We start from the raw sequence: 23,006 nt of genomic DNA, 5'->3' as shown, positions 1-23,006 counted from the left end.
CACCTACGACCACCGGACGGTGGACGCGGCTCGGAGCGGTCCGGGACGGGCTCGCCGACCCGGCACTGTCGGAGTCCGTCGAGCTCAGCGCGCTGGAACCCGGTCCGCCGCCATCTAATCGTCCGCCGTGGCGTCGAGTGTGTTGAAGAACCGGCGGGCCCACGCGTGGACGTCGTTGCCCAACACCTGACGACGCAGCGACCGCATACGGCGCCGCCGATCCTCGGGGGAGTCGTCGACCGCGGCCATGATGGCGTCCTTGACCCCGTCGAGATCGTGCGGGTTGCACAGGTACGCCTGGCGTAGTTCCGCGGCGGCGCCGGCGAATTCGCTGAGCACCAGGGCGCCGTCGCCGTCGGTGCACGAGGCCACATATTCCTTGGCCACCAGGTTCATGCCGTCCCGCACGGGCGTCACCAGCATGACGTCGGCAGCGGTGTAGAACGCCACCAGTTCCGTCTTCGGGACGGGCCGGTGGATGTAGGTCACCACGGGGTGCCCGATCTCGCCGAACGTGCCGTTGATGCGGCCCACCGACTCCTCGATCCGCGACCGCATGATCTGGTACTGCTCGACCCGCTCGCGGCTCGGCGTGGCCAGCTGGAGGAGGGTCACGTCGGCGGGCTCCAGACGCCCCTCCTCGAACAGCTCCTCCAGCGCGCGCAGGCGGACGTCGATGCCCTTGGTGTAGTCCAGACGGTCCACGCCCAGCAGGAGGACCCGCGGCGAACCCAACTCCTCGCGCAGGCGGGCGGCGCGGGCCTGGGTCTCGCGCGTGCGGGCCGTGGCGTCCACGGCCGCGGAGTCGATGGAGATGGGGAACGCGCCGACACGCACCATGCGGTCGTCCACCCGGATCTCGGAGGCGCGGCCCCGCGTCGAGCGCAGTCGGACGGACGGGTAGCCGCGCAGGCGGTTGGCGAGGATCCGGAAGTTGTCCGCCCCGCCGGGCAGGTGGAAACCCACCAGGTCGGCGCCGAGCATGCCCTCGACCAGCTCGGTGCGCCACGGTAGCTGCATGAACAGTTCGACGGGCGGGAACGGGATGTGGAGGAAGAACCCGATGGTCAGGTCGGGGCGCAGCTCACGCAGCAGACAGGGCACCAGCAACAACTGGTAGTCCTGCACCCAGACGGTGGCACCCTCGGCGGCGGCCTCCGCGGTGGCCTCGGCGAAACGGGTGTTGATCTCGCGGTACGCGTTCCACCATTCGCGGTGGTACTCGGCCGGCACCACCACGTCGTGGAACAGCGGCCAGAGGGTGGCGTTGGAGAAACCCTCGTAGTAGAGCACGACGTCCTGGGCAGACAGGGTGACCGAGTGGAGGCGGATGCCGTCCGTGTCGAACGGTTCGGGGGCGGCGTCGGGGACGCCGGGCCACCCCACCCAGGCGCCGTCGTTGGCCTTGAGGATGGACTCCAGCGCCGTCACGAGACCGCCGGGGCTGGCCTTCCAGTGTTCGGTGCCGTCCCGGTCGATGACGAGGTCCACGGGGAGACGATTGGCGACGACGACGAAGTCGGCACCTGCTCCGGTGGACGTCTGCCCGGTACCGCTCGTCATCGGTTGTCCCCTCGCGTGGATCGCTGTGGTCTGGTTACTCGGCGTCCGCCGTCACCTGCGGCTCCGGACCGATCCCCAGCATGTCGAGGAGCATCCGGCACTCGTCGGCGTCGGCCGAGTACGAGGCCACGACCTTGCGGGCCATGTCGGCGGTCTCGTCCGCGACCGGCTCCAGGTCGTCGAGCTCGGGTTCTTTGCTGGCGGCGGCGGATGCCATCGGTGTCCTCCTGTGATCGGTGGGGGGCGCGCGCCCTGTTCGGGCGACATCGTCCGCTGCCGATCCTACGTCACCCGTCCGCGGCCGCCGACCGGCGCAGATTGCGGGTCACCCACTCACCGAACACGATCCCGGCGGCCAGTGCCACCGCGATCGCCAACGCCTGGAACATCAGGCCCAGACCGATACCCGTCTGGTCGCTCGTCAGCGCCGACAGGCCGCGGTACACCGACAGGCCCGGCAGGAACGGCGTGATCCCGGCGATGGTGACCACCAGCGGCGGGACGGTGGCGATACGGGCGAGGATGCCGCCGATCAGGCCCATCGTGCAGGCCGCGAGGGCGGACCCCACCACCACGCCCAGCCCGGTGGCCATGACCGCCTGGAAGATGAGCATCCCGATCGCGCCGACGGCCGCGGCGAGCCAGGTCGCCCGCACCGTCGCATAGCTCGCCACGGCGAACCCGGCGGCGCCCACGCCCGCGGCGAACACCGCGATGTGCACCGCGGCGTTGCCGGCGATGGCCGGGTCGATCGGGGGTGGGGACATGCCGAGGCGTTCGAACGCGGCGAGCGCGATCGTGATCCCGCCCAGCACACCGCCGGTCATGACCATCGTCTCGACCCCTCGCCCGGCAGAGGTCACGGGGAACCCGGTGATGGCGTCCTCGATGGCGCCGACGAGGGTGAGCCCGGCGAGCAGCACGATGATCCCGGCCGCGACCAGCTGGGACGGTTGGACCTCGATGAAGTTGTTGCTCACGGCCACGTATGCGGCGAGGGCCCACGCGGCCGCGATGAACCCGCCCACGACCTGCTGAAAGAAGCTCGGGAGTCGGTGGCGGTCCAGGTAGCGGTTGGCGTACATCAGGGCGAACGTCGAGACCATGGAGATGAGGCCGGCCAGCGGGCTACCCCCGAGCTGGATGACGACCGCGCACCCCAGCATCGCCCACCCCAGGACCGCGACGCGGAAGGAGTGCGGGTGCGGGGAGGCCACGATCCTCTCGACCTCGGCCGTGGCCTGGTCGACGGTGAGCTGACGGCGCACGATGAGGTCGATGAGACGGGACACGCGGGTCACCCGTGTCATGTCGACGGTGCGGTAGTTGACCACCCGGATGACCGAGATCGGCGGTCGGCCGCGACGTCGGTTGACCCCGATGGTCAGCGACGTGAAGGTGACCTCGACGGTCGCGCCCGGCAGGCCGAACGCCGCCGCCACGGACTCGGCCTGGGCGACGGTGTCCGCGGCGCCCTCGCCGGAGGACAGCAGGATCCCGCCGATCTCGAGGGCGAGGTTGAGGACGTCGGTGACGGCGCCGTCGTCGTCGAGGTCGACCGGCGCCATGGGGGACAGCGGGGGCTCGACCGCCAGGTCCATGGCGGACTTGCGCAGTCCCATCCACGCCAGTGGTCGGGTGAGCGGTGCCGGTGCGTCGCGGGTCTCCACGGTGCACACCGTAGTCAAGAGCCCCGACGGTGGCCGGGTTAGGATGACTGGCGGGCCGCGGCGGTGTCGCCGCCCGTGCTGGAGTGGCGCAATTGGTAGCGCACCCGACTTGTAATCGGGCGGTTGCGAGTTCAAGTCTCGTCTCCAGCTCTCGAGTGGCGTCGGCGTTCGAGCCGGAAGCTGAGGGCACGCCAAGTGTCGGGCCGTCGGTGGTGGCCGCGGGATGCGGCCCCGAGCGGGACCCCCAGTTCAGTGATCATTGTTAGCTTCCGTCTACTGATGAGTAGAATGTTCTCAACATTCCCGTCGCCAGAAGGGCGCCGCCGAGATGACGCAGTCCGCAACAGAGATCGCCACTGCGTGGATGGCCGCCCTCGCCTCGGGCGACGCCGAGCGGACCATCGCACTGTCTTCTCCGTCGATCGTCTATACGACAGGCCAGGTCAGGCGCTACGAGGGGCACGATGGTGTCCGCGACATCGTGTCCGACCTCTCCCGACTGGCCGGTTTCCTCACCATCGGGGTGGAGGGGGAGATCCTGGAATCCGAGGGGGTCGTCGCGCTGCGCCGCCTCGAGCGGTACACCCTGCCCAGCGGCGGGATCGAGATCCGCGGTTGTTCCTTCGTGGAAGTGGCGGACGGGGTGGTCACGCGGTGGGCAGACTACAAGAGCATGCACGCGATCGACGAGATCGTCGGCTAACGGGGAGGCGGATGCCGTGAGCGAACGCGGAGCCGGGGAGGTGGATCCCCGGGAAGTGGTCAGGGCGCTGGTCGAGGCGGCGTTCGCGGGGGACGTCGAGACCGCGCAGTCATGGTGCACGCCGGACGTCGTTCTCACGATCGAGGGCACGCAGACCGTCCGGGGACACGAGGGCCTGCGCCATGTGATCGAGTTCAACCAGGATGTCTCGACCGACGTCAGCGTGGACATCCACCACGTACTGGGCTCGGGCGATGTGGCGGCGCTCAACCGGACCACACACCTCACCATCGGTGGGGTCGCCCTGAAGGTGGAGGTCGGCTCGTTCTTCGCGCTCCGCGACGGTCTCGTCGCGGCGTGGACCGACTATCAGGACATGCAGGACGTCGCCCGGGCGCTCGGACACTGACGATCGGGCAGGGCCCGGCGCCGGCGGCCGACCGCCGACCCGGGGCGGACGGCCCCGGGTTCAGGCCTCCGGGACGAACTCCCCGTAGCCCAGTTCCCGCAACGACCGCCGGATGGTCTCGGCCGCCGCGTCGGACTCCTCGGCGGGCGCGTCGGGGTCCGCCAGCGACAGGTCGAATCCGGACATGTCGTCGGCGGGGAAGATGTGGATGTGGGTGTGCGGCACCTCGAAGCCGGCGATGAGATACCCGGCGCGCGCCGCACCGAGGCCTCCCACGACCGCCTTGCCGACGGCCTGTGCGACCTCGTTGAGCCGGGTCAGCAGCGCGGGCTCGAGATCGGTCCACCGATCGACCTCCGCGCGCGGGACGACCAGCGTGTGGCCGGGCGCGACCGGTGCGATGGTGAGGAAGGCGACCACCTCGGGGTCCTTCCAGACGAACCGGCCCGGCAGTTCACCGGCGATGATCTTGCTGAAAACGGTCGACATGGACCCCAGCCTACGTATCGGGGGCGATGGCCTCAGGTGGCAGACTGGCGAAAAGTGGTCTAATGGATGTATCCGCTACCCGCCGGGTGGCCCCCGTCCTCTCTACACACGCGAAGGAGCATCGACATGGTCGAGGCAGGTATTGCGACGGCAGAGGGCGCGGTGAAGAAGAAGGCCTACCACCACGGCGATCTGCGCAACGCCATCATCCAGGAGGCCACCGCTCGCGCGAGGGTCTCGGGGGAGAAGGCGATCATCCTCCGCGAGATCGCCCCGCACATCGGGGTGTCCGCCACCGCGGCGTACCGCCATTTCGCGAATCGGCAGCAGCTCGTCGAGGAGGTCGCGGCCCGCGGGTTCGTCGAGCTGGTCGGTCGCGTGGCGGCCGCGGCCGTCGGCGGTGCGGTGTCCGATCCGGTCCTCGCCGCCTACCGCGAGCTGCGCGAAGCGGCTCTCGCCGTGGTGGAGTTCTCGATCGACGAGCCTGCGTGGGCCCGCACGATGATGGAGAACCTGGGCCCGTCGGAGACCGTCGCCGCGCACGCCGATGCCATCAATGTGGAATTGCAGGCGATCGTCGAGCGCGGGATCGAGGCGGGGGCGTTCCGGCCCGAGGTCGTCATGAACGACGAGCTGCCGCTGTGGGCGGCGATCGACGGCCTCAGCGCCCAGGCGATGTTCGGGATCCGCCCGATGCGGACCCCGGACGCCGCACGGTCGACCGCACGGACCATTGATCTGTGTATGACGGACCTGCTCACCGACGAGGCGCTGCGGGCCCGCGACGCGGCGTTCCCCGCCGCCGACATCACCGCCGACGCAGGGGTCTAGGGCCCGTTCGTTCCGGGCCGGGCCAACCCGGCGCGGCGGCCGGGCTACTGTGGTCGTCGTGCGCATTCTCGTGATCGGTTCCGGTGCCCGTGAGCACGCCCTCCTCGTCGCCCTCGCCGCGGATCCCGCGGTGACGGAGTTGCACGCGGCGCCGGGCAACCCCGGCATGGTGCAGGCGCAGTGCCACGAACTCGCGGTGACCGATCCGGCGGCCGTGACGGCCCTGGCCCGTAGGCTCGACGCCGGACTGGTCGTCATCGGTCCCGAGGTGCCCCTGGTCGCGGGCGTCGCCGACGCCCTGCGCGAGGCCGGGATCCCGGTGTTCGGCCCGTCCGCCGAGGCCGCCCGCATCGAGGGGTCCAAGGCGTTCGCCAAGGACGTCATGGCGGCTGCGGGTGTGAAGACCGCGCGCGCCGAGATCGTGGACTCGCCCGCCGACCTCGACGACGCACTCGACCGGTTCGGACCGACCTGGGTGGTCAAGGACGACGGGTTGGCCGCCGGCAAGGGGGTCGTCGTGACACCCGATCGCAACGCGGCCCGGGCGCACGCTCTCGCCTGTCTCGACGACGGGCACCCGGTGCTGTTGGAGTCGTTCCTCGATGGCCCGGAGGTCTCCCTGTTCTGCCTGGTCGACGGCGAGACCGTCGTGCCGTTGCTGCCCGCCCAGGACCACAAGCGGGTCGGCGAGGGCGATCGCGGTCCCAACACCGGCGGGATGGGCGCCTACACGCCGCTGCCGTGGTTGCCGCAGGGAATGGTCGACCGGATCGTCACGGAGGTGTGCGAGCCGGTGGCCCGCGAGATGGTCGCCCGTGGCTGCGGCTTCTCAGGCCTGCTGTACGCGGGGCTGGCGATCACCTCGTCCGGGCCCGAGGTCGTGGAGTTCAACTGCCGCTTCGGCGACCCGGAGACACAGGCCGTGCTGGCGCTGCTCGAGTCGCCGCTGGGCGAGACCCTGCACTCCGTGGCCACCGGCCGACTGGCCGACCTACCGCCGCTGGTGTGGCGTGACGGCGCCGCCGTGACCGTGGTCCTGGCAGCCGAGCACTACCCGGCGACGCCGCGGCGCGGTGACCTCATCGAAGGCGCCGAACAGCCGGGCGTGCTCCACGCCGGCACGGCCCGCGACGCGGAGGGCCGGCTCGTCTCCGCCGGGGGCCGGGTCCTGTCGGTCGTGGGCACGGGGGCGGACCTGACAGCGGCCCGGGCCGAGGCCTACCGGATCCTCGACGGCATCGAGCTCGGCGGCGGGCATTTCCGCCGGGACATCGGCCAGGCCGCCGAGGAGGGGCGCATCAGCCTCCCCGGCTGACGCGCCCCGCGCGATCAGCGCGAGTAGAGCTCCATCCGGGGCACCTGCGCGACCAACCACGGGCTGAAGGCGAACGGGGTGGCGTCGACCGAGGTGCGGACATCCGCCGGACGGGCCCAGTGGTGCGCGCACACCTCGTCGGCCCGCGGGTTCACCTCGGCGCGGATGCGGGCGGTGAACACCGGACAGATCTCGTTCTCGACGATTCCCGAGTCGTCGACGGCCCGATAGCGGAAGTCCGGTACCGCGGGTTCGATCGAGTCCACTCGGGTTCCGAGCTCCTGCTCGGCCCGCCGGACTATCGCCTCGACCGGATCCTCGCCCGGACCGGGGTGGCCGCAGAACGAGTTCGTCCAGATACCGGGCCAGGTCCGCTTGTCCAGAGCTCTCCGGGTGAGGAGCACGTGCCCCTCGTCGTCGACGACATGGCACGAGAACGCCAGGTGCAGCAGCGTATCCGTGGTGTGGACCGTGGCCTTGTCGGCGGTACCGATCGGGTTGGCGTCGTCGTCGAGGAGGACGACGAGCTCGGTCGGCATGGACGGCGACCCGGCGGCGCGGGACCCGGCGGTGGCGGGGGGCTCGGAAGGGGAGGACATGCCGCCCAGCCTAGGCATTTCCGGCGGGCCCGGCCGCCGCGCGCAGCCGGAGGGCCGCCGCGCGGGGCGCCGCCGGCAGTCGATCAGCCCGCGAGGCTGCGGGCGATCACCAGCCGCTGGATCTGGTTGGTGCCCTCGAAGATCTGGGTGATCTTGGCCTCGCGCATGTACCGCTCGACCGGGAACTCGCGGGTGTAACCCACACCGCCCAGGACCTGCACCGCGTCGGTCGTCACCTTCATGGCGGCGTCGGTGGCGGTGAGCTTGGCGATCGAGGCCTCCCGCGAGTACGGGCGGCCGGCGTCCTTGCGGCGGGCGGCGTCGAGGTAGGAGGCGCGGGCCGAGGCCACCGCGGCGGCCATGTCGGCGAGGAGGAAGCCCAGCCCCTGGTGGCCGATGATCGTCTTGCCGAACGCCTCGCGCTCGCGGGCATAGGCGACCGCGTCGTCGAGGGCGCGCTGGGCGATGCCGGTGGCCACCGCGGCGATCCCGAGGCGGCCGGAGTCCAGGGCCGAGAACGCGATGCGCAGGCCGTCGCCCTCCGCGCCGAGCAGGCGGTCCGCGTCGACCCGGGCGCCCTCGTACGAGGCGGTGGTGGTGGGGACGCCGTTGAGGCCCATCTTGTCCTCGGGCTTGCCGAAGTGCAGGCCCTCGGTCTCGCGCGGAATGAGCAGGCACGAGATCCCACGGGAGCCCTCGCTGGTGCGGACGAAGGTGTTGTAGACGTCCGCGATCCCGCCGTGGGTGATCCACGACTTGGTGCCGTTGACGACGAACACGGAGCCCGGGCCGTCGCCCTCCCGCTCCGCGCGGCACCGCAGGGCGGCGGCGTCCGACCCGGCCTGCGGCTCGGACAGCGAGTACGCGCCGATCTGCTCGCCGGCGAGCATTCCCGGCAACCACTCGGCCTTCTGCTCGTCGGTCCCGGCGGTGGCGAGCGGGAAGCAGGACAGGCCGTGCACGCTGGTCGCCACGGCGACGGCCGCCCAGCGGGCGCCGAGCTCCTCCAACACCTGGAGGTACACCTCGTAGGGCTGGTCGCCGCCGCCGAACTCCTCCGGGTAGGGCAGGCCCAGCAGCCCGACCTCGCCGAGCTGGGCGAACAGGCCCTGGGGGTAGGTGTGGTTCCGCTCGTGCTCGGCGGCGATCGGCTCGAGGAGTTTATCCGCGACGGAACGCGTCATCTCGAGCAGTTCGTACGCCTCGTCGCTGGGGAGCAGGCGGTCCACGGCCATGGGGGTCCTCCGGGTGCGGGTGGGGGACCGTGCGGTCCCCGGGGTCGGTCGGCTCCCATTAGAGTGCACCGCCGGGACGCGGCACGCCCAGCCCCGATAGTGGGGGTGCCCGTTGGTGGGTGCTGCTGGTGCGTCGTGGTTCACGTGCGCCACAATCTGGCGGTATGACCGAGAACACCGCGTCCACGCCCCTGTCGCCGGAGCAGTTGCTGGAAATCTACGACGTCCCCGGTGCGAGCGCCGCGGAGTTCCTGTGCGACCGCCACGCCCCCGAGGCGGTCGCCTTCACCGTCATCGACGCCGACCTGTCCGGGCGGGACATCACCTACGGCGAGCTGCGGACCGAGAGCGAGAAGGTCGCCGCGGCGCTGGCCGAGCTCGGCGTGGGCGAGGGCGACCGGGTGGCCACGCTGATGTCCAAGTCCGCGGACCTGGTGTTCACCCTCATGGGGATCTGGCGACTCGGTGCCGTCCACATGCCGCTGTTCACCGCGTTCGCGTGGCCGGCCATCGAGATGCGTCTCACAGGTGGCGACGCCAAGGTGGTCGTCTCCGACGCGGACCAGCGCGGAAAGCTCGAGAGCGTCGCCGTCCCGGTGGTCGTCGCCGGCCTGGCGGACTGCCCCGAGGCCCGAGACGGCGACCTCGACCTGGCCACGATCACCGCCGCCCAGCAGCCCTGCCTCGCCGCGGCGGTCACCGGTCCGGACGCCGGCCTGGTCATGCTGTTCACCTCCGGCACCACCGGCACCCCGAAGGGCGTCGTCGTGCCGGTGCGCGCCCTGGCCGCGTTCCACCAGTACATCGAGACGGGCCTGGACGTGCGGGCCGACGACGTGTTCTGGAACGGTGCCGACCCGGGCTGGGCGTACGGCCTCTACTACGGCATCCTCGGCCCGCTGGCGGTCGGCCGTCGGAGCCTGCTGCTGCACGCCCGCTACAGCCCGGAGCTGGCGTTCGCGGTCCTGCAGTACTTCCACGTCACCAACTTCGCGGCCGCGCCGACCGTGTACCGCACCATGCGGGCCAAGCGGGACATCGCGCCGGCCGACGTCACGCTCCGCCGAGCCTCGGCCGCCGGTGAGCCGCTCACCCCCGAGGTGATCGAGTGGTCGACCGAGCAGTTCGGCGTCGAGGTGCGCGACCAGTACGGCCAGACCGAGCACGGGATGTTCATCATCAACCCGTGGCACGACTCGCTGCGTGAGGACGTGCGCCCGGGCTCCATGGGCGTGCCGCTGCCGGGCTGGTCGTGCACCGTGCTCGCCGCGGACTACGACGAGCCCGCCCCCGTGGGCGAGCTGGGCCGCGTGGCGATCGACGTCCCCGCCAGCCCCCTGATGTGGTTCACCGGCTACCACCAGGCCCCGGAGAAGACCGCCGAGCGCTTCAGCGCGGACGGGCGCTGGTACTACACCGGCGACGCCGCCAAGCTCGACGCGGACGGCCACTTCTACTTCTCGAGCCGCGACGACGACGTGATCATCATGTCCGGGTACCGCATCGGCCCGTTCGACGTGGAGTCCGTCCTGGCCAAGCACCCGGACGTGCTCGAGTCGGCGGTCATCGGCGTCCCCGACGACCTGGCCGGGGAGGTCCTCGAGGCGTACGTGGTCCTGCGCGACGGCGTGGAGGGTGGCCCGGAGGCCGAGTCCGGCCTACAGAAGTGGGTCAAGACGGAGTTCGCCGCCCACGCCTTCCCGCGCCGGATCCACTTCGTCCGCGAGCTGCCCAAGACCCCGTCGGGCAAGATCCAGCGGTTCCTGCTGCGCAAGGAGCGCGCCGGACAGGCCTGAGCGCGCCGGACTGAGGCGGCCCGCGCCGCACGCTGCCACCGCCGGATCCGCCCCGGCCGAACGCGGTGAACGGGGTTCACACACCCCGTGGCGGGTCTACCCTCAGCACATGAAACCGGCCGCGGCTGCCCGTGCTCTCGTGTCCGCGGCGCTCGTCGTCGTCGTCCCTCTCGCCTCGGCGACCACCGCGGCGACGGCGGCGGCCAACCCGGTGATCTCCTCGGTCGCCCCCGACCCCTCCGTGCAGCGCGGCGCCGACGGGGCGTTCCACGTCCACGCGACCTCGGACGACTGGGGCGACGGCGCCGGGTCCCGCCTCATCCCGCACTTCCGGTCCTTCGACCTGGTGGAGTGGGAGTACGTGGGCGACGCGTTCGCCGCCCGGCCCGCGTGGGCCCCGCCCGGTTCGTTCCTGTGGGCGCCCGACGTCCACATCACCGCGACGGGCGCCGTCATGTACTACACGACCGGGGGCGCAGCACCCTGTATCGGCCGGGCCACCGCGCCGGGCGTCGACGGCCCGTGGACGCACGATCCGGCGCCGATCGTCTGCCACGGCGCCCCGGAGCCGTATCAGGACCTGGATCCCATGGACCCCGAGGTAGTGGTCACCGACGCGGGCCCGGTCATGCTCATGGGGAACTTCGAGGGCATCCACGCGGTGCCGATGAACGCCACCGGCACGGTGCTGGACGGCGACCCCGTGCTCGTCGCCGGCACCGGCGTGGAGGCCCCGGCCGTGGTCACCCGTCAGGGGCGCACGCACCTGTTCACCAGCGCCGGGCTGTGCTGCGACGGGGAGGCCTCGCAGTACCGCGTGCTGGGCGGCCGCGCCGACGGGCTGTTCGGGCCGTACGAGGACAGGACCGGGCGCCCGTTGGTGCAGGCGCCGGGCGAGCCCCTTCCCGGTGACGTCATCCTGCGCGGCGACACCGACTGGGTGGGCCCGGGGCACGTGGACGTGGCCACCGACGACGCCGGCGGGGACTGGATGCTCTACCACGCCGCGCCCCGCGGCAACGCGGTGCTGCCCAGCGGCGTGCAGCGGCGCTACCTCATGCTCGACCGTCTGGACTGGGTGGGCGGCTGGCCGGTCGTCGGGGACGGCACGCCGTCGGAGGCGCGGCCCGCCGATCCGGTGGTCGCGCTCCCCGTCCGACTCACCGCGGTGGGGCAGGCCGCACTGCGACCGGGCGACGACGACACCGCCGACGGCGACGAGGTGATCGACCTGTCGGTACGGGTCGCCTCCACCGGCACGGCGTATTCCGGCGAGGTCCGGGCCACCATCACCGGCCCGGACAAGCGACGGCTCGCATTGCCGATCGTGACCGGCACCGGGGACCTGCCGGCCGTGCCAGTGAGCGTGGGCGCCGGGGCGTCGGTGGACCGCCCGCTGACGCTGCGGCCGGCCGCACCGCTCGCCCCGGGCCGCCACGAGCTGGTGATCTCGATCGGTGCCGCGGACGGCGGCGCGGCGCAGGAACTGGCGGTGTTCGGCCTCGAGGTCGCCCCGGACGGCACCCTGTCACTCGGATCGGGCGCACTCGGATCCGCCCCGATCGGATCGACCGGCTCCTGATCGGATGTGAGGCCGCCGTCCCGGGGTTACCGTGATCGCCAGAGCACCCCGCTGGTAGGCGCCGGGGTGACCGGCGGAGGGAGCGGGCCATGACCGGCGGGGGAACGGGCGCGGGCGGCACCGACGACCGCAGGATCGTGATGGCACCACACCTGAGGGGTCTGGAGCCGGACCCCGACCGCGGGATGGAGATCGACCAGAAGTCGCCCGGCGAGCTCGAACCCGCGGTGCCGCGGGGTGAGTTCGTCCGCAGCGTGATCGGCACCGTCGCCGGGCTGGCGGCGGCCGTGATCGTGTACCTGGTCATGCCGGGCGATCTCGAACACAACGCGCGCCTCACCGCGGCGGTGGCGGTCCTGCTCGGCATCTGGTGGATGACCGAGTGCATCCCCATCCCGGCCACCGCGCTGGTGCCGCTCATCGTCTTCCCCGTCCTGGGTCAGGACGTCTCGGTCAACGACGTGGGCGCCGAGTACGGCAACAACATCATCTTCCTGTTCATGGGCGGCTTCCTCATCGCGATCGCCATGCAGCGCTGGAACCTGCACCGGCGGATCGCCCTGCTCACCGTGCGCGCGATGGGTACCCGGTCGACCCGGGTGGTCGCCGGGTTCATGATCGCCACCGCGTTCCTGAGCATGTGGGTGTCCAACACGGCCACGGCGGTGATGATGCTCCCGATCGGGGTGTCGGTGCTGATGCTCGCCTCCGAGCTCGGTGGGAAGGACCGTGCCGGTGGGAACGGCAGCGCCGGTGGGAACGACGACGAGGACGCGATCCCCCGGATGGACTCCTCGTCCGATCCGCGTTCCGAACAGGTGAAGCAGGCCGTGATCCGGTCGAACTTCGGCACCGCGCTGATGCTGGGCATCGCCTACGCGGCGTCGGTCGGCTCGCTGGCGACCATCATCGGCACCCCGCCCAACACCCTCCTCGCCGGCTACCTGGAGGGCGAGCACGACATCGTCCTGGGCTTCGGACGCTGGATGCTGGTCGGACTCCCGCTGGCGGTGGTCATGCTCGTGATCACGTGGTTCCTCCTCACCAAGGTGCTGTTCCGTCCCGAGATCGAGCGGATCCCCGGCGGTCGGGCACTGTTCGACGACGAACTGCGCAGGCTCGGCCCGACCTCGTCGGGCGAACGGCGCGTCCTGGCGGTGTTCGTCGCGGCGGCCGTGGCCTGGGTGGCCGTGCCGCTGGTGTGGGAGGACCCGCCGATCTCGGACGCCGGGATCGCGCTCACTGCCGGACTGCTGCTGTTCCTGCTGCCGGCCGGCACCGAGCGCGGGGTGCGGCTGCTCACCTGGGACGCCGCGCTGGGCCTGCCGTGGGGCGTGCTGCTGCTGTTCGGCGGCGGACTGGCACTGTCCGCACAGTTCTCCGGTTCCGGGCTCACCGGGTGGATCGGCGAGCAGGCGTCGGCGCTCGACGCGCTGCCGACCGTCGCGCTGGTGCTCGTCGCGGCCGCCGGGGTCCTGTTCCTCACCGAGCTGACGAGCAACACCGCCACCGCCGCCACGTTCCTGCCGGTGGCCGGCGGCGTCGCCCTCGGCCTGGACCTGGACCCGATGTTCCTGGCCGTCCCGGTCGCGCTCGCCGCCACCTGCGCCTTCATGCTCCCGGTGGCGACCCCGCCCAACGCGATCGCCTACGGCTCGGGATACGTGACCATCGGGCAGATGATCCGCGGCGGGATCTGGCTCAACCTGATCGGGCTGATCGCCATCACCGCGGTCACCATGACGCTGTTGGTGTGGGTGTTCGGGCTGACCGGCTGATCGTCTGACCGGCGCGCTAGCGTCGGGGGCATGCCCGTCGCACGCGAACCCTCCCGCCGCTCGGCCGTCGAGCCCTTCCACGTCATGAGCGTCCTCGCCGCCGCCGCCCGCCGGCAGGAGACCCACGGCGACGTCATCTCGCTGTGCGCGGGCCAGCCCTCGACCCCGGCCCCCGGCCCGGTACTCGCCGCCGCCCGCCACGCCCTGGACACCGAGATCCTCGGCTACACCGAGGCGCTGGGCATCCGGCCGCTCCGCGAGGCGATCGCGGGGTACCACCGGCGGCGGGACGGGGTGGACGTGACGGCCGACGACGTCGTCGTCACCACCGGGTCCTCCGGAGGCTTCACCGTGCTGTTCCTCGCCGCGTTCGACCCCGGCGACACCGTCGTCATGGCACGCCCCGGCTACCCCGCCTACCGCAACACCCTCCAGGCCCTGGGCTGCCGGGTCCACGAGATCGCCTGCGGCCACGAGACCCGGTACCAACCCACGGTCGCGCAGCTCGAGGCGGTCACGGCGGAACTGGGCCACGCGCCCGCCGGCCTCATCGTGGCGAGCCCGGCGAACCCCACCGGCACGATCATCGACGCGGGCGAACTCGAGGCTCTCGCGCGCTGGTGCGAGGCCCACGGCACGCTGCTCGTCAGCGACGAGATCTACCACGGCGTCACCTACGGCCGCCGGTGCGCGAGCGCGTGGCAGACCAGCCGCGAGGCCGTGGTCATGGGCTCGGTGTCCAAATACTTCTCGATGACCGGCTGGCGGATCGGCTGGATGCTGCTCCCGCAGTACCTGCGTGACCCCGTGGACCGCCTGATCGGCAACCTCACCATCTGTCCGCCCGCCGACGCCCAGTTCGCCGCCGTCGCTGCGTTCACCGAGACCGCCGCCGCGGAGCTGGACGGTCACGTCGAGCGGTACGCCCGCAACCGCGACCTGGTCCTGCGCCGGCTGGGCGAGCTGGGCGTCGGGGAGATCGCCCCTCCGGACGGCGCCTTCTACGCGTACTTCGACGTCTCACGCTGGACCGACGACTCGGTGGCGTGGTGCGCGGAGGTCCTCGAGCGAACCGGGGTCGCGCTGACGCCGGGCGTCGACTTCGACACCGTCGACGGTGGCCACACCGTCCGGCTGAGTTTCGCCGGCGGCACCGAGGAGATCTCCCAGGCCATGGACCGGCTGGAGGCCGTGCTCACCCCGTAGGTACCGGCCCCGTGGGCGGCTGTGATGTACGGCCCCCGCCGGCGGCCGGGGAACGCTACCGTCGGCGCATGGGTTCCGCCGAGATCATCACCGCCCTCGTCTACGTCACCCGGCCGTGGCTGCTGGCGCAGGCTCCGCTCACGGTGGAGCAGGTCTACCTCAACGCCCGGGAGATCCTGGCCGGGTCCACCGGCGGCTCGATGATCTCCTGACCGGGCTGCGATACTGGGGGGCGTGACCGCCCAGAGCAGCAAGCCCCGCATCTCCAACGTCCTCGCCTCGCGCTACGCGAGCGCCGACCTGGCCACGCTGTGGTCCGCCGAGCACAAGATCGTGCTCGAGCGGCAGCTGTGGATCGCGGTGCTGCGCGCACAACGCGACCTGGGCATCGACGTCCCCGACGGGGTGATCGAGGCCTACGAAGCCGTGATCGACCGCGTCGACCTCGGCTCGATCGCCGAGCGCGAGCGCGTCACCCGGCACGACGTCAAGGCCCGCATCGAGGAGTTCAACGCCCTCGCCGGCCACGAGCACATCCACAAGGGCATGACGAGCCGGGACCTCACCGAGAACGTCGAGCAGCTCCAGGTGGTGCGGTCACTCGAGCTCGTCCGCGACCGGGGCGTCGCCGCGGTCCGGCGTCTGGCCGAGCACGCCGTCGCCCACCGCGACACCGTGATGGCCGGGCGCAGCCACAACGTCGCCGCGCAGGCCACCACGCTGGGCAAGCGTTTCGCCTCCGCGGCCGACGAACTGCTGGTGGCGTTGGAGCGCGTGGAGTCGTTGCTCGAGCGGTACCCCCTGCGCGGCATCAAGGGCCCGATGGGCACGGCGCAGGACATGCTCGACCTCCTCGGTGGCGACGCCGCCAAGATGACCGAGCTCGAGGGGCGGATCGCCGAGCATCTCGGCTTCGCCCGCACCTTCGACTCGGTGGGCCAGGTCTACCCGCGGTCGTTGGACCACGAGGTCGTCTCGGCGCTCGTCCAGCTCGGCGCAGGCCCATCGTCGTTGGCCCAGACCATCCGGCTCATGGCCGGGCACGAGCTGGTCACCGAGGGCTTCCAGCCCGGCCAGGTCGGCTCGTCCGCGATGCCGCACAAGATGAACACCCGCTCCTGCGAGCGCGTGAACGGTCTGCAGGTCGTGCTCCGCGGTTACGGCTCCATGGCCGCCGAACTCGCGGGCGCGCAGTGGAACGAGGGCGACGTCTTCTGCTCCGTGGTGCGTCGTGTCGCGCTGCCGGATGCGTTCTTCGCCCTGGACGGCATGTTCGAGACGTTCCTCACCGTGCTCGACGAGTTCGGCGCCTACCCGGCCGTGATCGACAAGGAGCTCCAGCGCTACCTGCCGTTCCTCGCCACCACGAAGGTCCTCATGGCCGCGGTGCGCGCCGGGGTCGGCCGCGAGGTCGCCCACGAGGCGATCAAGTCCAACGCGGTGGCGGTGGCGCTGGCCATGCGCGAGGAGGGCCGCGAACCCGATCTGCTGGACCGGCTCGCCGCCGACGACCGGCTGCCGCTGGATCGCGCCGCGCTCGAGGAGGCGCTCGCGGATCGTGCCGCGTTCGTCGGCGCTGCCGGCGACCAGGTCGACGCGGTCGCCGCCCGCGTCGAGGCGCTCGTGGCCCGCCACCCGGAGGCGGCCGGCTACGCGCCGGGTTCGATCCTCTGACAGCCTGTCCGTAACTCGCCGGGCCCCCCGCCCGATAAGTCCTGTACACCGACGGAGGCGGGGCCCTCCCGTCGCCGAGTGACAGGGAAGGACCACAGCATGGTCACGAGGCCCAGCGGCTCCCTCGGGGGCGCACTGTACGACGTGTTCGGGATGATCCAGGCCGGGTTCGCCACCGCCAGTTCGGCCGTCGGGATCGACCCGGGGGCGTTCATGCAGCAGTTCTACGTTCCGATCGCGTTCTCTCTGATGCCGCTCGGCGCCGGCAGCCTCATCTTGGACCAGCTCGGGATCTGAGGCCTTTGCCCGATCGGCCCCAGGCGATCGGCCTCGGCCCCGGGCGGGCTGGCACTAGTCTGTGCAGCATGCGCCAGACCCCCATCCCCGTCCCCGGCACCTCCGGCCTGCAGGCGACCCTGCACCACGCTGACCAGCCCCGGGCGTTGCTGCTGCTCGTGCACGGCTTCGCCGAGCACTCCGGCCGGTACGGGCGGACGATCCGCTTCCTCACCGACCGGGGGATCAGTGTTGCCTCCTACGATCTGCGCGGCCACGGCACGGCTCCCGGGCCCCGCGCCAAGGTGTCGATAGAGACGCACATCCGCGACAACCTCGCGGTGCGTGACGCGGTGGTGGAGTGGAGCCGGTCCGCCGAGGGCGGCGGGGCCGAGTCCCTGCCCCGGCTGCTGATGGGGCATTCGATGGGCGGGTTGATCGCGGGGGAGTCCGCGCTCCGGCGGCCGTGGGACCTCAAGGGCCTCATCCTCTCCTCGCCCGGGCTCGTCGTGGGCGAGGGGACACCGGCACCGCTGCGCGTGGCGGCGCCCGTGATCGCTCGTCTCCTGCCGTTCCTGCCGGTGGAGAAGCTCGACCCGCACGACATCTCCCGAGTGCCCGAGTACGTCGAGGACTACACCTCGGATCCGCTGGTCCACCACAAGGGCGTGCCCGCGGTGACGGCGGGGACGATGCTCGCCGGCGGCCTCAAGTTCATCGAGCGGTCGCCGGCACTGCGGTTGCCGACGCTGATCCTCAACGGCTCGGCCGACACCATCACCTACCCGTCGGGCGCGCGGCGCTTCGCGCAGATCGCCGGTTCGGACCACGACCCGCGCCCGGAGATCACCTACCGGGAGTTCGAGGGCGGCCTCCACGAGCTGTTCAACGACCTGTGCGCCGAGGACGCGTACGCGGCGTTGGGGGAGTGGCTCGAGGCCCGACTGGGCTGAGTCCGACCAACCACGGGTGGGGGCCGACGGTCTCGACTCGGGACGTGGGCGTCCGGCTACGCTGGCCGTCATGCGACCCGATCTCTCCTCTTACCGCCATCTCGTCTCCGGAAAGGTCCGCGAGCTGTACGAGATCGACGGTGAGACGCTCCTCCTGGTGGCCACCGACCGCATCTCCGCCTACGACCACGTCCTCGGCACGCCCATCCCGGACAAGGGCCGCGTGCTCACCGCGATGAGCGCCTACTTCTTCGACGCCCTCGACGTGCCCAACCACCTGGACGGGACGCTGGACGACGAGCGCATCCCGCTCGAGGTGCTCGGCCGCGCGATGGTGGTCCGTCGACTCGACATGGTTCCGGCCGAGTGTGTGGCCCGCGGTTACCTGACCGGGTCGGGGATGACCGAGTACCGGGAGTCGGGGACCGTGTGTGGCATCGAGCTGCCCGGGGGCCTGGTCGAGGCCAGCCGACTGCCCGAGCCGATCTTCACCCCGGCCACCAAGGCGGCGGTGGGGGATCACGACGAGAACATCTCGTTCGATCAGCTCACCGGGATCGTCGGGGCCGAGCTGGCCGAGCAGCTGCGTACGGCGACGCTGGACGTCTACGCGCGGGCCGCGGAGATGGCGGCCGAGCGCGGAGTGCTGCTGGCCGACACCAAGTTCGAGTTCGGCCTGGTCGACGGGGAGCTGATCCTGGCCGACGAGGTGCTCACCCCGGACTCATCGCGCTACTGGCCCGCTGACGAGTATTCGCCGGGCCGTGTGCAACCGAGCTTCGACAAGCAGTACGTGCGGAACTGGTTGACGGGCCCGGAGGCGGGCTGGAACTCCGATGCCGACACCCCGCCACCGGCTCTGCCGCAGGAGGTCGTGGACGCGACCCGGGCGCGCTACATCGAGGCCTACGAGCGCATCTCGGGCCGCTCGTTCGCCGACTGGATCGGGGGCGACGCAGCGTGAGCTCCACCGAGACGACCGACACCGACACCGCAGCCACCGACACCGCCGCCGCCGCGACCGCCACCACAGCCACCACCACGGGGCAGACGCCCACGCCGCCGCAGGCCGAGCGCCGTCCTTTCCGTCGCGAGCACCACGGCCGCGTCTTCGTCGACGACTACGAGTGGTTGCGCGACAAGGACGCTCCCGCGACCCGTGCCTACCTCGAGGCGGAGAACGCCTACACCGATGCGATGACCGCCGACCTCAAACCCCTGGAGGACGAGGTCTACGAGGAGATCCGCTCCCGCGTCAAGGAGACCGACATGTCGGTTCCGGTGCGCGCCAGCGGCTGGTGGTACTTCTCGCGCACCGAGGAGGGCCGCTCGTACGCCAGGCACTGTCGGGTCCCGGTCCCGCAGCAGTTCGTCGACGACCCGTCGGACCCTGCGGGCTGGGTTCCGCCCGAGGTCTCCCCGGGCGTGGAGTTGCCGGGTGAGCAGTTGCTCCTCGACGGAAACGCCGAGGCGGAGGGTCACGACTACTTCGCGCTGGGCGCGTTCTCGGTCAGCCACGACGGCCGCGCACTGGCGTGGGCCACCGATACCGAGGGCGACGAGCGGTACACGCTGCGCTTCCGCTCGCTCGACCCGGACTACACGGCCCCGGACGAGGAGATCTCCGGGATCGCCGCCGGCGTGACCTGGTCCCGCGATGGCCGGTACGTCTTCTACGTCACCGTCGATGACGCCTGGCGACCGGACACGGTGTGGCGTCACCGGCTGGGCACGACGAGGGACGACGACGACAAGGTCTTCCACGAGCCCGACGAGTCCTACTGGATCGGGGTCGGCGAGACACGCAGCGAGAAGTTCCTGCAGATAGCGGCGGGGTCCAAGATCACCACCGAGGTGTGGTGCCTGGACTCGAACGATCCCGCCGGCGAGTTCTGGTGCGTCCGGCCGCGGCAGGAGGGCGTCGAGTACGACGTCGAGCACGCGGTCGTCGGTGGCGAGGACCGGTTCATCATCACCCACAACGACGGCGCCCCGAACTACGAGGTGGTCGAGGCGCCTGTCGGTCCGATCGAGGGCGAGCTGCGGGATCTGCGCACGCTGGTGGCCCACCGCGACGACGTCCGGGTGGAGGGCGTGGACGCCTTCGCGCGCGTGCTGGTGCTGGGGTACCGCGAAGCGGCGCTGCCGCGGTTCGCGCTGATGCCGCTCGAGCAGGGGTCCACGGCGGGAGTCGAGGCGTACGGGCGGTTCGAGCCCGTCGAGTTCGACGAGGAGCTGTACACCTCCGGTCCGGGGTCCAACCCGGAGTGGGACTCGCCGGTCCTGCGGTTCGGCTTCGGTTCGTTCGTCACGCCGGGCCGGGTCTACTCGCTCGACCTCGCCTCGGGGGAGCGGACGCTGCTGCGTGAGCAGGAGGTGCTCGGCGGGTACGACCCGAGCGGCTACGTCCAGCGACGCGACTGGGCGACGGCCGCGGACGGCACCCGGGTGCCGATCTCGCTGGTGATGTCCACTGGCACCGCCGCCCGCGTCGATGCCGGCGAGCAGGTGCCGACGCTGCTGTACGGCTACGGCTCGTACGAGACCAGTATCGATCCCGCGTTCTCGGTGGCGAGGCTCTCGCTGCTCGACCGGGGGATGGCCTTCGCCGTGGCGCACGTGCGGGGCGGCGGTGAGATGGGTCGGCTCTGGTACGAGAACGGCAAGACGCACACGAAGCGCAACACCTTTACCGACTTCGTCGACTGTGCGCGACACCTGGTCGACTCCGGGCTCACCTCCCCGGACCGGCTGGTCGCCGAGGGCGGCAGTGCCGGTGGACTACTGATGGGGGCGGTCGCGAACCTGGCCCCCGAGTTGTTCGTGGGCATCCAGGCCGTGGTGCCGTTCGTCGACCCGCTCACCTCGATCCTCATGCCGGAGCTGCCGCTGACGGTGATCGAGTGGGACGAGTGGGGCGATCCGCTGCACTCCGAGGAGGTCTACGACTACATGGCCTCGTACGCCCCGTACGAGAACATCGAGGCCAAGGACTATCCGGCCATCCTCGCGGTGACCTCGCTCAACGACACCCGGGTGCTGTACGTGGAGCCCGCCAAGTGGGTGGCCAGGCTGCGGGCGGTGTCCCCGTCGGCCAACTCGGCGGACCGGCCGGTGCTGCTGCGCTGCGAGATGAGCGCGGGTCACGGGGGAGTGTCCGGGCGCTACGAGCGGTGGCGTCAGACCGCGTTCGAGTACGCGTGGACCCTCCGCACGGCGGGCGCAGGCTAGACCCGCCCGGCCCGCCCGGCCCGCCCGCTAGACCCGCCCGGCGCCCACCCGGAGGCGCGCCCACCCCACCCAGCGCCCACCCCGCTCAGCGCCCACCCCACCCCGAGGATCCGCTACTCCAATTCGGGATCCGCTGGTCCCATCGGGGTAGCGGATCCGGAATCGGGGTAGCGGATCTCCTGGGGATCAGGCGGTGTGGTCGGCGGCGGCGGGCGCGAAGTCGTCCGCGCTCTCGGGGGGCATGGTGCGGGTCATCGCGGCTGCGGGAATGACCGCCCCGGCCAGGAACGTGAGGATGCCGAGGCCTCCCATCACGTAGGCGAGCCGGTGTCCGTCGCCGATCTCGAAGCTCGAACCGAAGATCAGCACCATCGAGATCACGAACAGTCCGCCCGTGACCAGCGAGAGCGACTGAGAGCGGGCCTGCAGGAGCGTCGCCAGCTCGAACTCGTCCAGGTATCGGGCGGGGGCGGTGTCCTTGGAGTCGATGGTGATGCGCAGCATCGTCCAGACCACGCAGATCACCACGGTCATGGGGAGCCAGGCCAGGATGATCGGGAACCAGAAGTAACCCGCCACCGCGATCGCGGCCATGATCGCCAGGCTCGCCCAGTTCAGGCGGACGAGCAGTCGGCGACGTCCCGGGGTACGCCACGACGGGAGTCTGCCCTCCGTCCGGGTCTGCATCTTCTCGAATCGCTGCTCGGATCGGGTGAGGGTGTCGACGCGGTTGGAGGTCATGATCGGTCCTCTCGGGTGGGGCGGTAGATCTCGGCGGACATCGGTCGGAACTCCTCGCGGGAGAACACGGCCTCGACCGGCAGGTCGAAGACCGCGCAGATCCGGAAGGCCAGATCCAGGCTCGGGTAGTGGTCGCCTCTCTCGAGCGCCCCCACGGTCTGGGGGTTGACCTCGATCTGCTCGGCGAGCGCCGCACGGCTCAGGCGGCGCTCGGCCCGCAACACGGCGATCCGGTTGTGAATGGGGAGCTTTTCTCCCCGTCGGACTGGGCTCATGTATCTAAGTGTTGGGAAAACCCAACGATTTGTCAATGGTCCGTTGTGGGTAGGCTGGATCACATGAGTAGCGGAAGCATTCACGACATCTCGTTCACCACCATCGACGGCGAGCAGGCCAGCATGGGCGACTACGCGGGCCACGCGGTCCTCGTGGTCAACGTCGCCAGCGAGTGCGGGCTCACCCCGCAGTACGAGGGGCTGCAGGAGTTGGCGGACGACTACCGCGACCGCGGCCTCTTCGTGATCGGGTTCCCCTGCAACCAGTTCATGGGCCAGGAGCCGGGTGACGAGGACGCCATCAAGGAGTTCACCTCCGGCAAGTACGGGATCACCTTCCCGCTCGCGGCCAAGGTCGACGTCAACGGGCCCGACCGACACCCGCTCTACGTCGAGCTCACCAAGGTGGCCGACTCCGACGGTGAGGCGGGGGACGTGCAGTGGAACTTCGAGAAGTTCCTGCTCTCGCCCGAGGGGGAGGTCGTCGGACGGTTCCGTCCCAAGGTCGAGCCCGGAGCCCCCGAACTGGTGGACGCGCTCGAGGAGACACTTCCGATCTGACCGCGCCGGCGGGGATATCGGTCTCGGCACTGTGTCGGGTCGGCACTATGTCGGTCTCGGTACTGTGTCGGGCTCGGCAATCTGGAGTACACCTCGCCGTCGTCACCGCGTCATCACTC

23 protein-coding genes and 1 tRNA gene are annotated in these 23,006 nt (G+C 71.1%); 16 read left to right on the top strand and 8 right to left on the bottom strand.

Translation table 11 applies throughout. The features are described 5' to 3' along the window. Positions 1 to 114 precede the first annotated feature (114 nt). From Q2K20_RS12860 to Q2K20_RS12850, 3 genes are all read right to left on the bottom strand, one after another. Complete coding sequence (locus Q2K20_RS12860; RefSeq protein ID WP_269505116.1) at positions 115 to 1,563, bottom strand: trehalose-6-phosphate synthase; 1,449 nt, start codon at positions 1,561 to 1,563, stop codon at positions 115 to 117. Positions 1,564 to 1,597: 34 nt separating this feature from the next. Beyond that, positions 1,598 to 1,780, bottom strand: coding sequence for a hypothetical protein (locus Q2K20_RS12855; protein WP_067711921.1), 183 nt, complete (start codon positions 1,778 to 1,780; stop codon positions 1,598 to 1,600). Between the two features lie 70 nt (positions 1,781 to 1,850). After that, positions 1,851 to 3,233, bottom strand: coding sequence for a threonine/serine exporter ThrE family protein (locus tag Q2K20_RS12850; RefSeq protein ID WP_269505114.1), 1,383 nt, complete (start codon positions 3,231 to 3,233; stop codon positions 1,851 to 1,853). Between the two features lie 77 nt (positions 3,234 to 3,310). On the opposite strand from Q2K20_RS12850, the gene Q2K20_RS12845 reads away from it, so the two are divergent. The 3 genes from Q2K20_RS12845 (at position 3,311) to Q2K20_RS12835 (ending at position 4,345) form a co-directional block, all read left to right on the top strand. After that, a tRNA-Thr gene (locus tag Q2K20_RS12845) sits at positions 3,311 to 3,383 on the top strand. Between the two features lie 178 nt (positions 3,384 to 3,561). Continuing rightward, positions 3,562 to 3,936: a nuclear transport factor 2 family protein gene (locus Q2K20_RS12840; RefSeq protein ID WP_132064016.1), complete on the top strand. Its 375-nt coding sequence runs from the start codon at positions 3,562 to 3,564 to the stop codon at positions 3,934 to 3,936. Positions 3,937 to 3,952: 16 nt separating this feature from the next. Next, the gene (locus tag Q2K20_RS12835; protein WP_235027712.1) at positions 3,953 to 4,345 is read left to right on the top strand and encodes a nuclear transport factor 2 family protein; all 393 of its coding nucleotides are present in this window, start codon (positions 3,953 to 3,955) and stop codon (positions 4,343 to 4,345) included. A 60-nt stretch (positions 4,346 to 4,405) separates the two neighbouring features. On the opposite strand, the gene Q2K20_RS12830 is transcribed toward Q2K20_RS12835, so the two are convergent. Next, a complete protein-coding gene (locus tag Q2K20_RS12830) occupies positions 4,406 to 4,834 on the bottom strand; it encodes an HIT family protein (protein ID WP_067711927.1) in 429 nt (142 codons plus the stop codon). Between the two features lie 126 nt (positions 4,835 to 4,960). Between Q2K20_RS12830 and Q2K20_RS12825 the strand changes: the two genes are divergently transcribed. Further along, entirely contained in the window at positions 4,961 to 5,665 is a 705-nt protein-coding gene (locus tag Q2K20_RS12825; protein ID WP_187700044.1) for a TetR/AcrR family transcriptional regulator, read from the top strand. A gap of 58 nt (positions 5,666 to 5,723) precedes the next feature. Continuing rightward, positions 5,724 to 6,980 carry a phosphoribosylamine--glycine ligase gene (gene purD / locus Q2K20_RS12820; protein WP_119191921.1) on the top strand — a complete coding sequence of 419 codons (1,257 nt, stop codon included), beginning with the start codon at positions 5,724 to 5,726 and terminating at the stop codon, positions 6,978 to 6,980. A 14-nt stretch (positions 6,981 to 6,994) separates the two neighbouring features. Here the strand turns inward: purD and idi are convergent, their stop codons facing one another. Both idi and Q2K20_RS12810 read right to left on the bottom strand, forming a co-directional pair. Then, positions 6,995 to 7,579 (bottom strand): isopentenyl-diphosphate Delta-isomerase, encoded by a 585-nt coding sequence (gene idi, locus Q2K20_RS12815; protein WP_386850702.1) that lies wholly within the window; start codon positions 7,577 to 7,579, stop codon positions 6,995 to 6,997. An 83-nt stretch (positions 7,580 to 7,662) separates the two neighbouring features. Next, positions 7,663 to 8,814, bottom strand: a complete 1,152-nt coding sequence (locus Q2K20_RS12810; protein WP_163375509.1) for an acyl-CoA dehydrogenase family protein — start codon at positions 8,812 to 8,814, stop codon at positions 7,663 to 7,665. 164 nt (positions 8,815 to 8,978) lie between these two features. On the opposite strand from Q2K20_RS12810, the gene Q2K20_RS12805 reads away from it, so the two are divergent. The 10 genes from Q2K20_RS12805 to Q2K20_RS12760 all read left to right on the top strand — a co-directional run bounded on the left by Q2K20_RS12805 (position 8,979) and on the right by Q2K20_RS12760 (position 21,310). Next, positions 8,979 to 10,610: an AMP-binding protein gene (locus Q2K20_RS12805; RefSeq protein WP_317176841.1), complete on the top strand. Its 1,632-nt coding sequence runs from the start codon at positions 8,979 to 8,981 to the stop codon at positions 10,608 to 10,610. Positions 10,611 to 10,719: 109 nt separating this feature from the next. Continuing rightward, positions 10,720 to 12,192 carry a family 43 glycosylhydrolase gene (locus Q2K20_RS12800; protein WP_317176840.1) on the top strand — a complete coding sequence of 491 codons (1,473 nt, stop codon included), beginning with the start codon at positions 10,720 to 10,722 and terminating at the stop codon, positions 12,190 to 12,192. Positions 12,193 to 12,281: 89 nt separating this feature from the next. Beyond that, a complete protein-coding gene (locus Q2K20_RS12795) occupies positions 12,282 to 13,970 on the top strand; it encodes a DASS family sodium-coupled anion symporter (RefSeq protein ID WP_317176839.1) in 1,689 nt (562 codons plus the stop codon). 30 nt (positions 13,971 to 14,000) lie between these two features. Next, the gene (locus Q2K20_RS12790; protein ID WP_317176838.1) at positions 14,001 to 15,176 is read left to right on the top strand and encodes an aminotransferase class I/II-fold pyridoxal phosphate-dependent enzyme; all 1,176 of its coding nucleotides are present in this window, start codon (positions 14,001 to 14,003) and stop codon (positions 15,174 to 15,176) included. A 68-nt stretch (positions 15,177 to 15,244) separates the two neighbouring features. Continuing rightward, positions 15,245 to 15,388, top strand: coding sequence for a hypothetical protein (locus tag Q2K20_RS12785; RefSeq protein WP_317176837.1), 144 nt, complete (start codon positions 15,245 to 15,247; stop codon positions 15,386 to 15,388). A 22-nt stretch (positions 15,389 to 15,410) separates the two neighbouring features. Continuing rightward, positions 15,411 to 16,850 carry an adenylosuccinate lyase gene (gene purB, locus Q2K20_RS12780; protein WP_317176836.1) on the top strand — a complete coding sequence of 480 codons (1,440 nt, stop codon included), beginning with the start codon at positions 15,411 to 15,413 and terminating at the stop codon, positions 16,848 to 16,850. A 99-nt stretch (positions 16,851 to 16,949) separates the two neighbouring features. Then, a complete protein-coding gene (locus Q2K20_RS12775) occupies positions 16,950 to 17,147 on the top strand; it encodes a hypothetical protein (RefSeq protein WP_132064010.1) in 198 nt (65 codons plus the stop codon). A 68-nt stretch (positions 17,148 to 17,215) separates the two neighbouring features. Continuing rightward, the gene (locus Q2K20_RS12770) at positions 17,216 to 18,079 is read left to right on the top strand and encodes an alpha/beta hydrolase (RefSeq protein ID WP_132064009.1); all 864 of its coding nucleotides are present in this window, start codon (positions 17,216 to 17,218) and stop codon (positions 18,077 to 18,079) included. 70 nt (positions 18,080 to 18,149) lie between these two features. Further along, positions 18,150 to 19,043 carry a phosphoribosylaminoimidazolesuccinocarboxamide synthase gene (locus Q2K20_RS12765; protein ID WP_317176835.1) on the top strand — a complete coding sequence of 298 codons (894 nt, stop codon included), beginning with the start codon at positions 18,150 to 18,152 and terminating at the stop codon, positions 19,041 to 19,043. Then, on the top strand, positions 19,040 to 21,310 hold the full coding sequence (locus Q2K20_RS12760) for a S9 family peptidase (protein ID WP_132064008.1): 2,271 nt from the start codon (positions 19,040 to 19,042) through the stop codon (positions 21,308 to 21,310). The genes Q2K20_RS12765 and Q2K20_RS12760 overlap by 4 nt, the downstream gene beginning before the upstream one ends. A 186-nt stretch (positions 21,311 to 21,496) precedes the next feature. Here the strand turns inward: Q2K20_RS12760 and Q2K20_RS12755 are convergent, their stop codons facing one another. Further along, positions 21,497 to 22,051, bottom strand: coding sequence for a hypothetical protein (locus Q2K20_RS12755; protein ID WP_069389638.1), 555 nt, complete (start codon positions 22,049 to 22,051; stop codon positions 21,497 to 21,499). Next, entirely contained in the window at positions 22,048 to 22,326 is a 279-nt protein-coding gene (locus Q2K20_RS12750; RefSeq protein ID WP_069389637.1) for a helix-turn-helix transcriptional regulator, read from the bottom strand. The genes Q2K20_RS12755 and Q2K20_RS12750 overlap by 4 nt, the downstream gene beginning before the upstream one ends. A gap of 63 nt (positions 22,327 to 22,389) precedes the next feature. Between Q2K20_RS12750 and Q2K20_RS12745 the strand changes: the two genes are divergently transcribed. Continuing rightward, complete coding sequence (locus Q2K20_RS12745) at positions 22,390 to 22,887, top strand: glutathione peroxidase (RefSeq protein ID WP_069389636.1); 498 nt, start codon at positions 22,390 to 22,392, stop codon at positions 22,885 to 22,887. Positions 22,888 to 23,006: the final 119 nt, after the last annotated feature.

It is taken from the genome of Dietzia sp. IN118 (assembly GCF_032905965.1).
Classification (GTDB): Bacteria; Actinomycetota; Actinomycetes; order Mycobacteriales; family Mycobacteriaceae; genus Dietzia; species Dietzia kunjamensis.
Note: the sequence above shows the minus strand (reverse complement) of the source record. Positions and strands in the feature narration are given on the sequence as shown.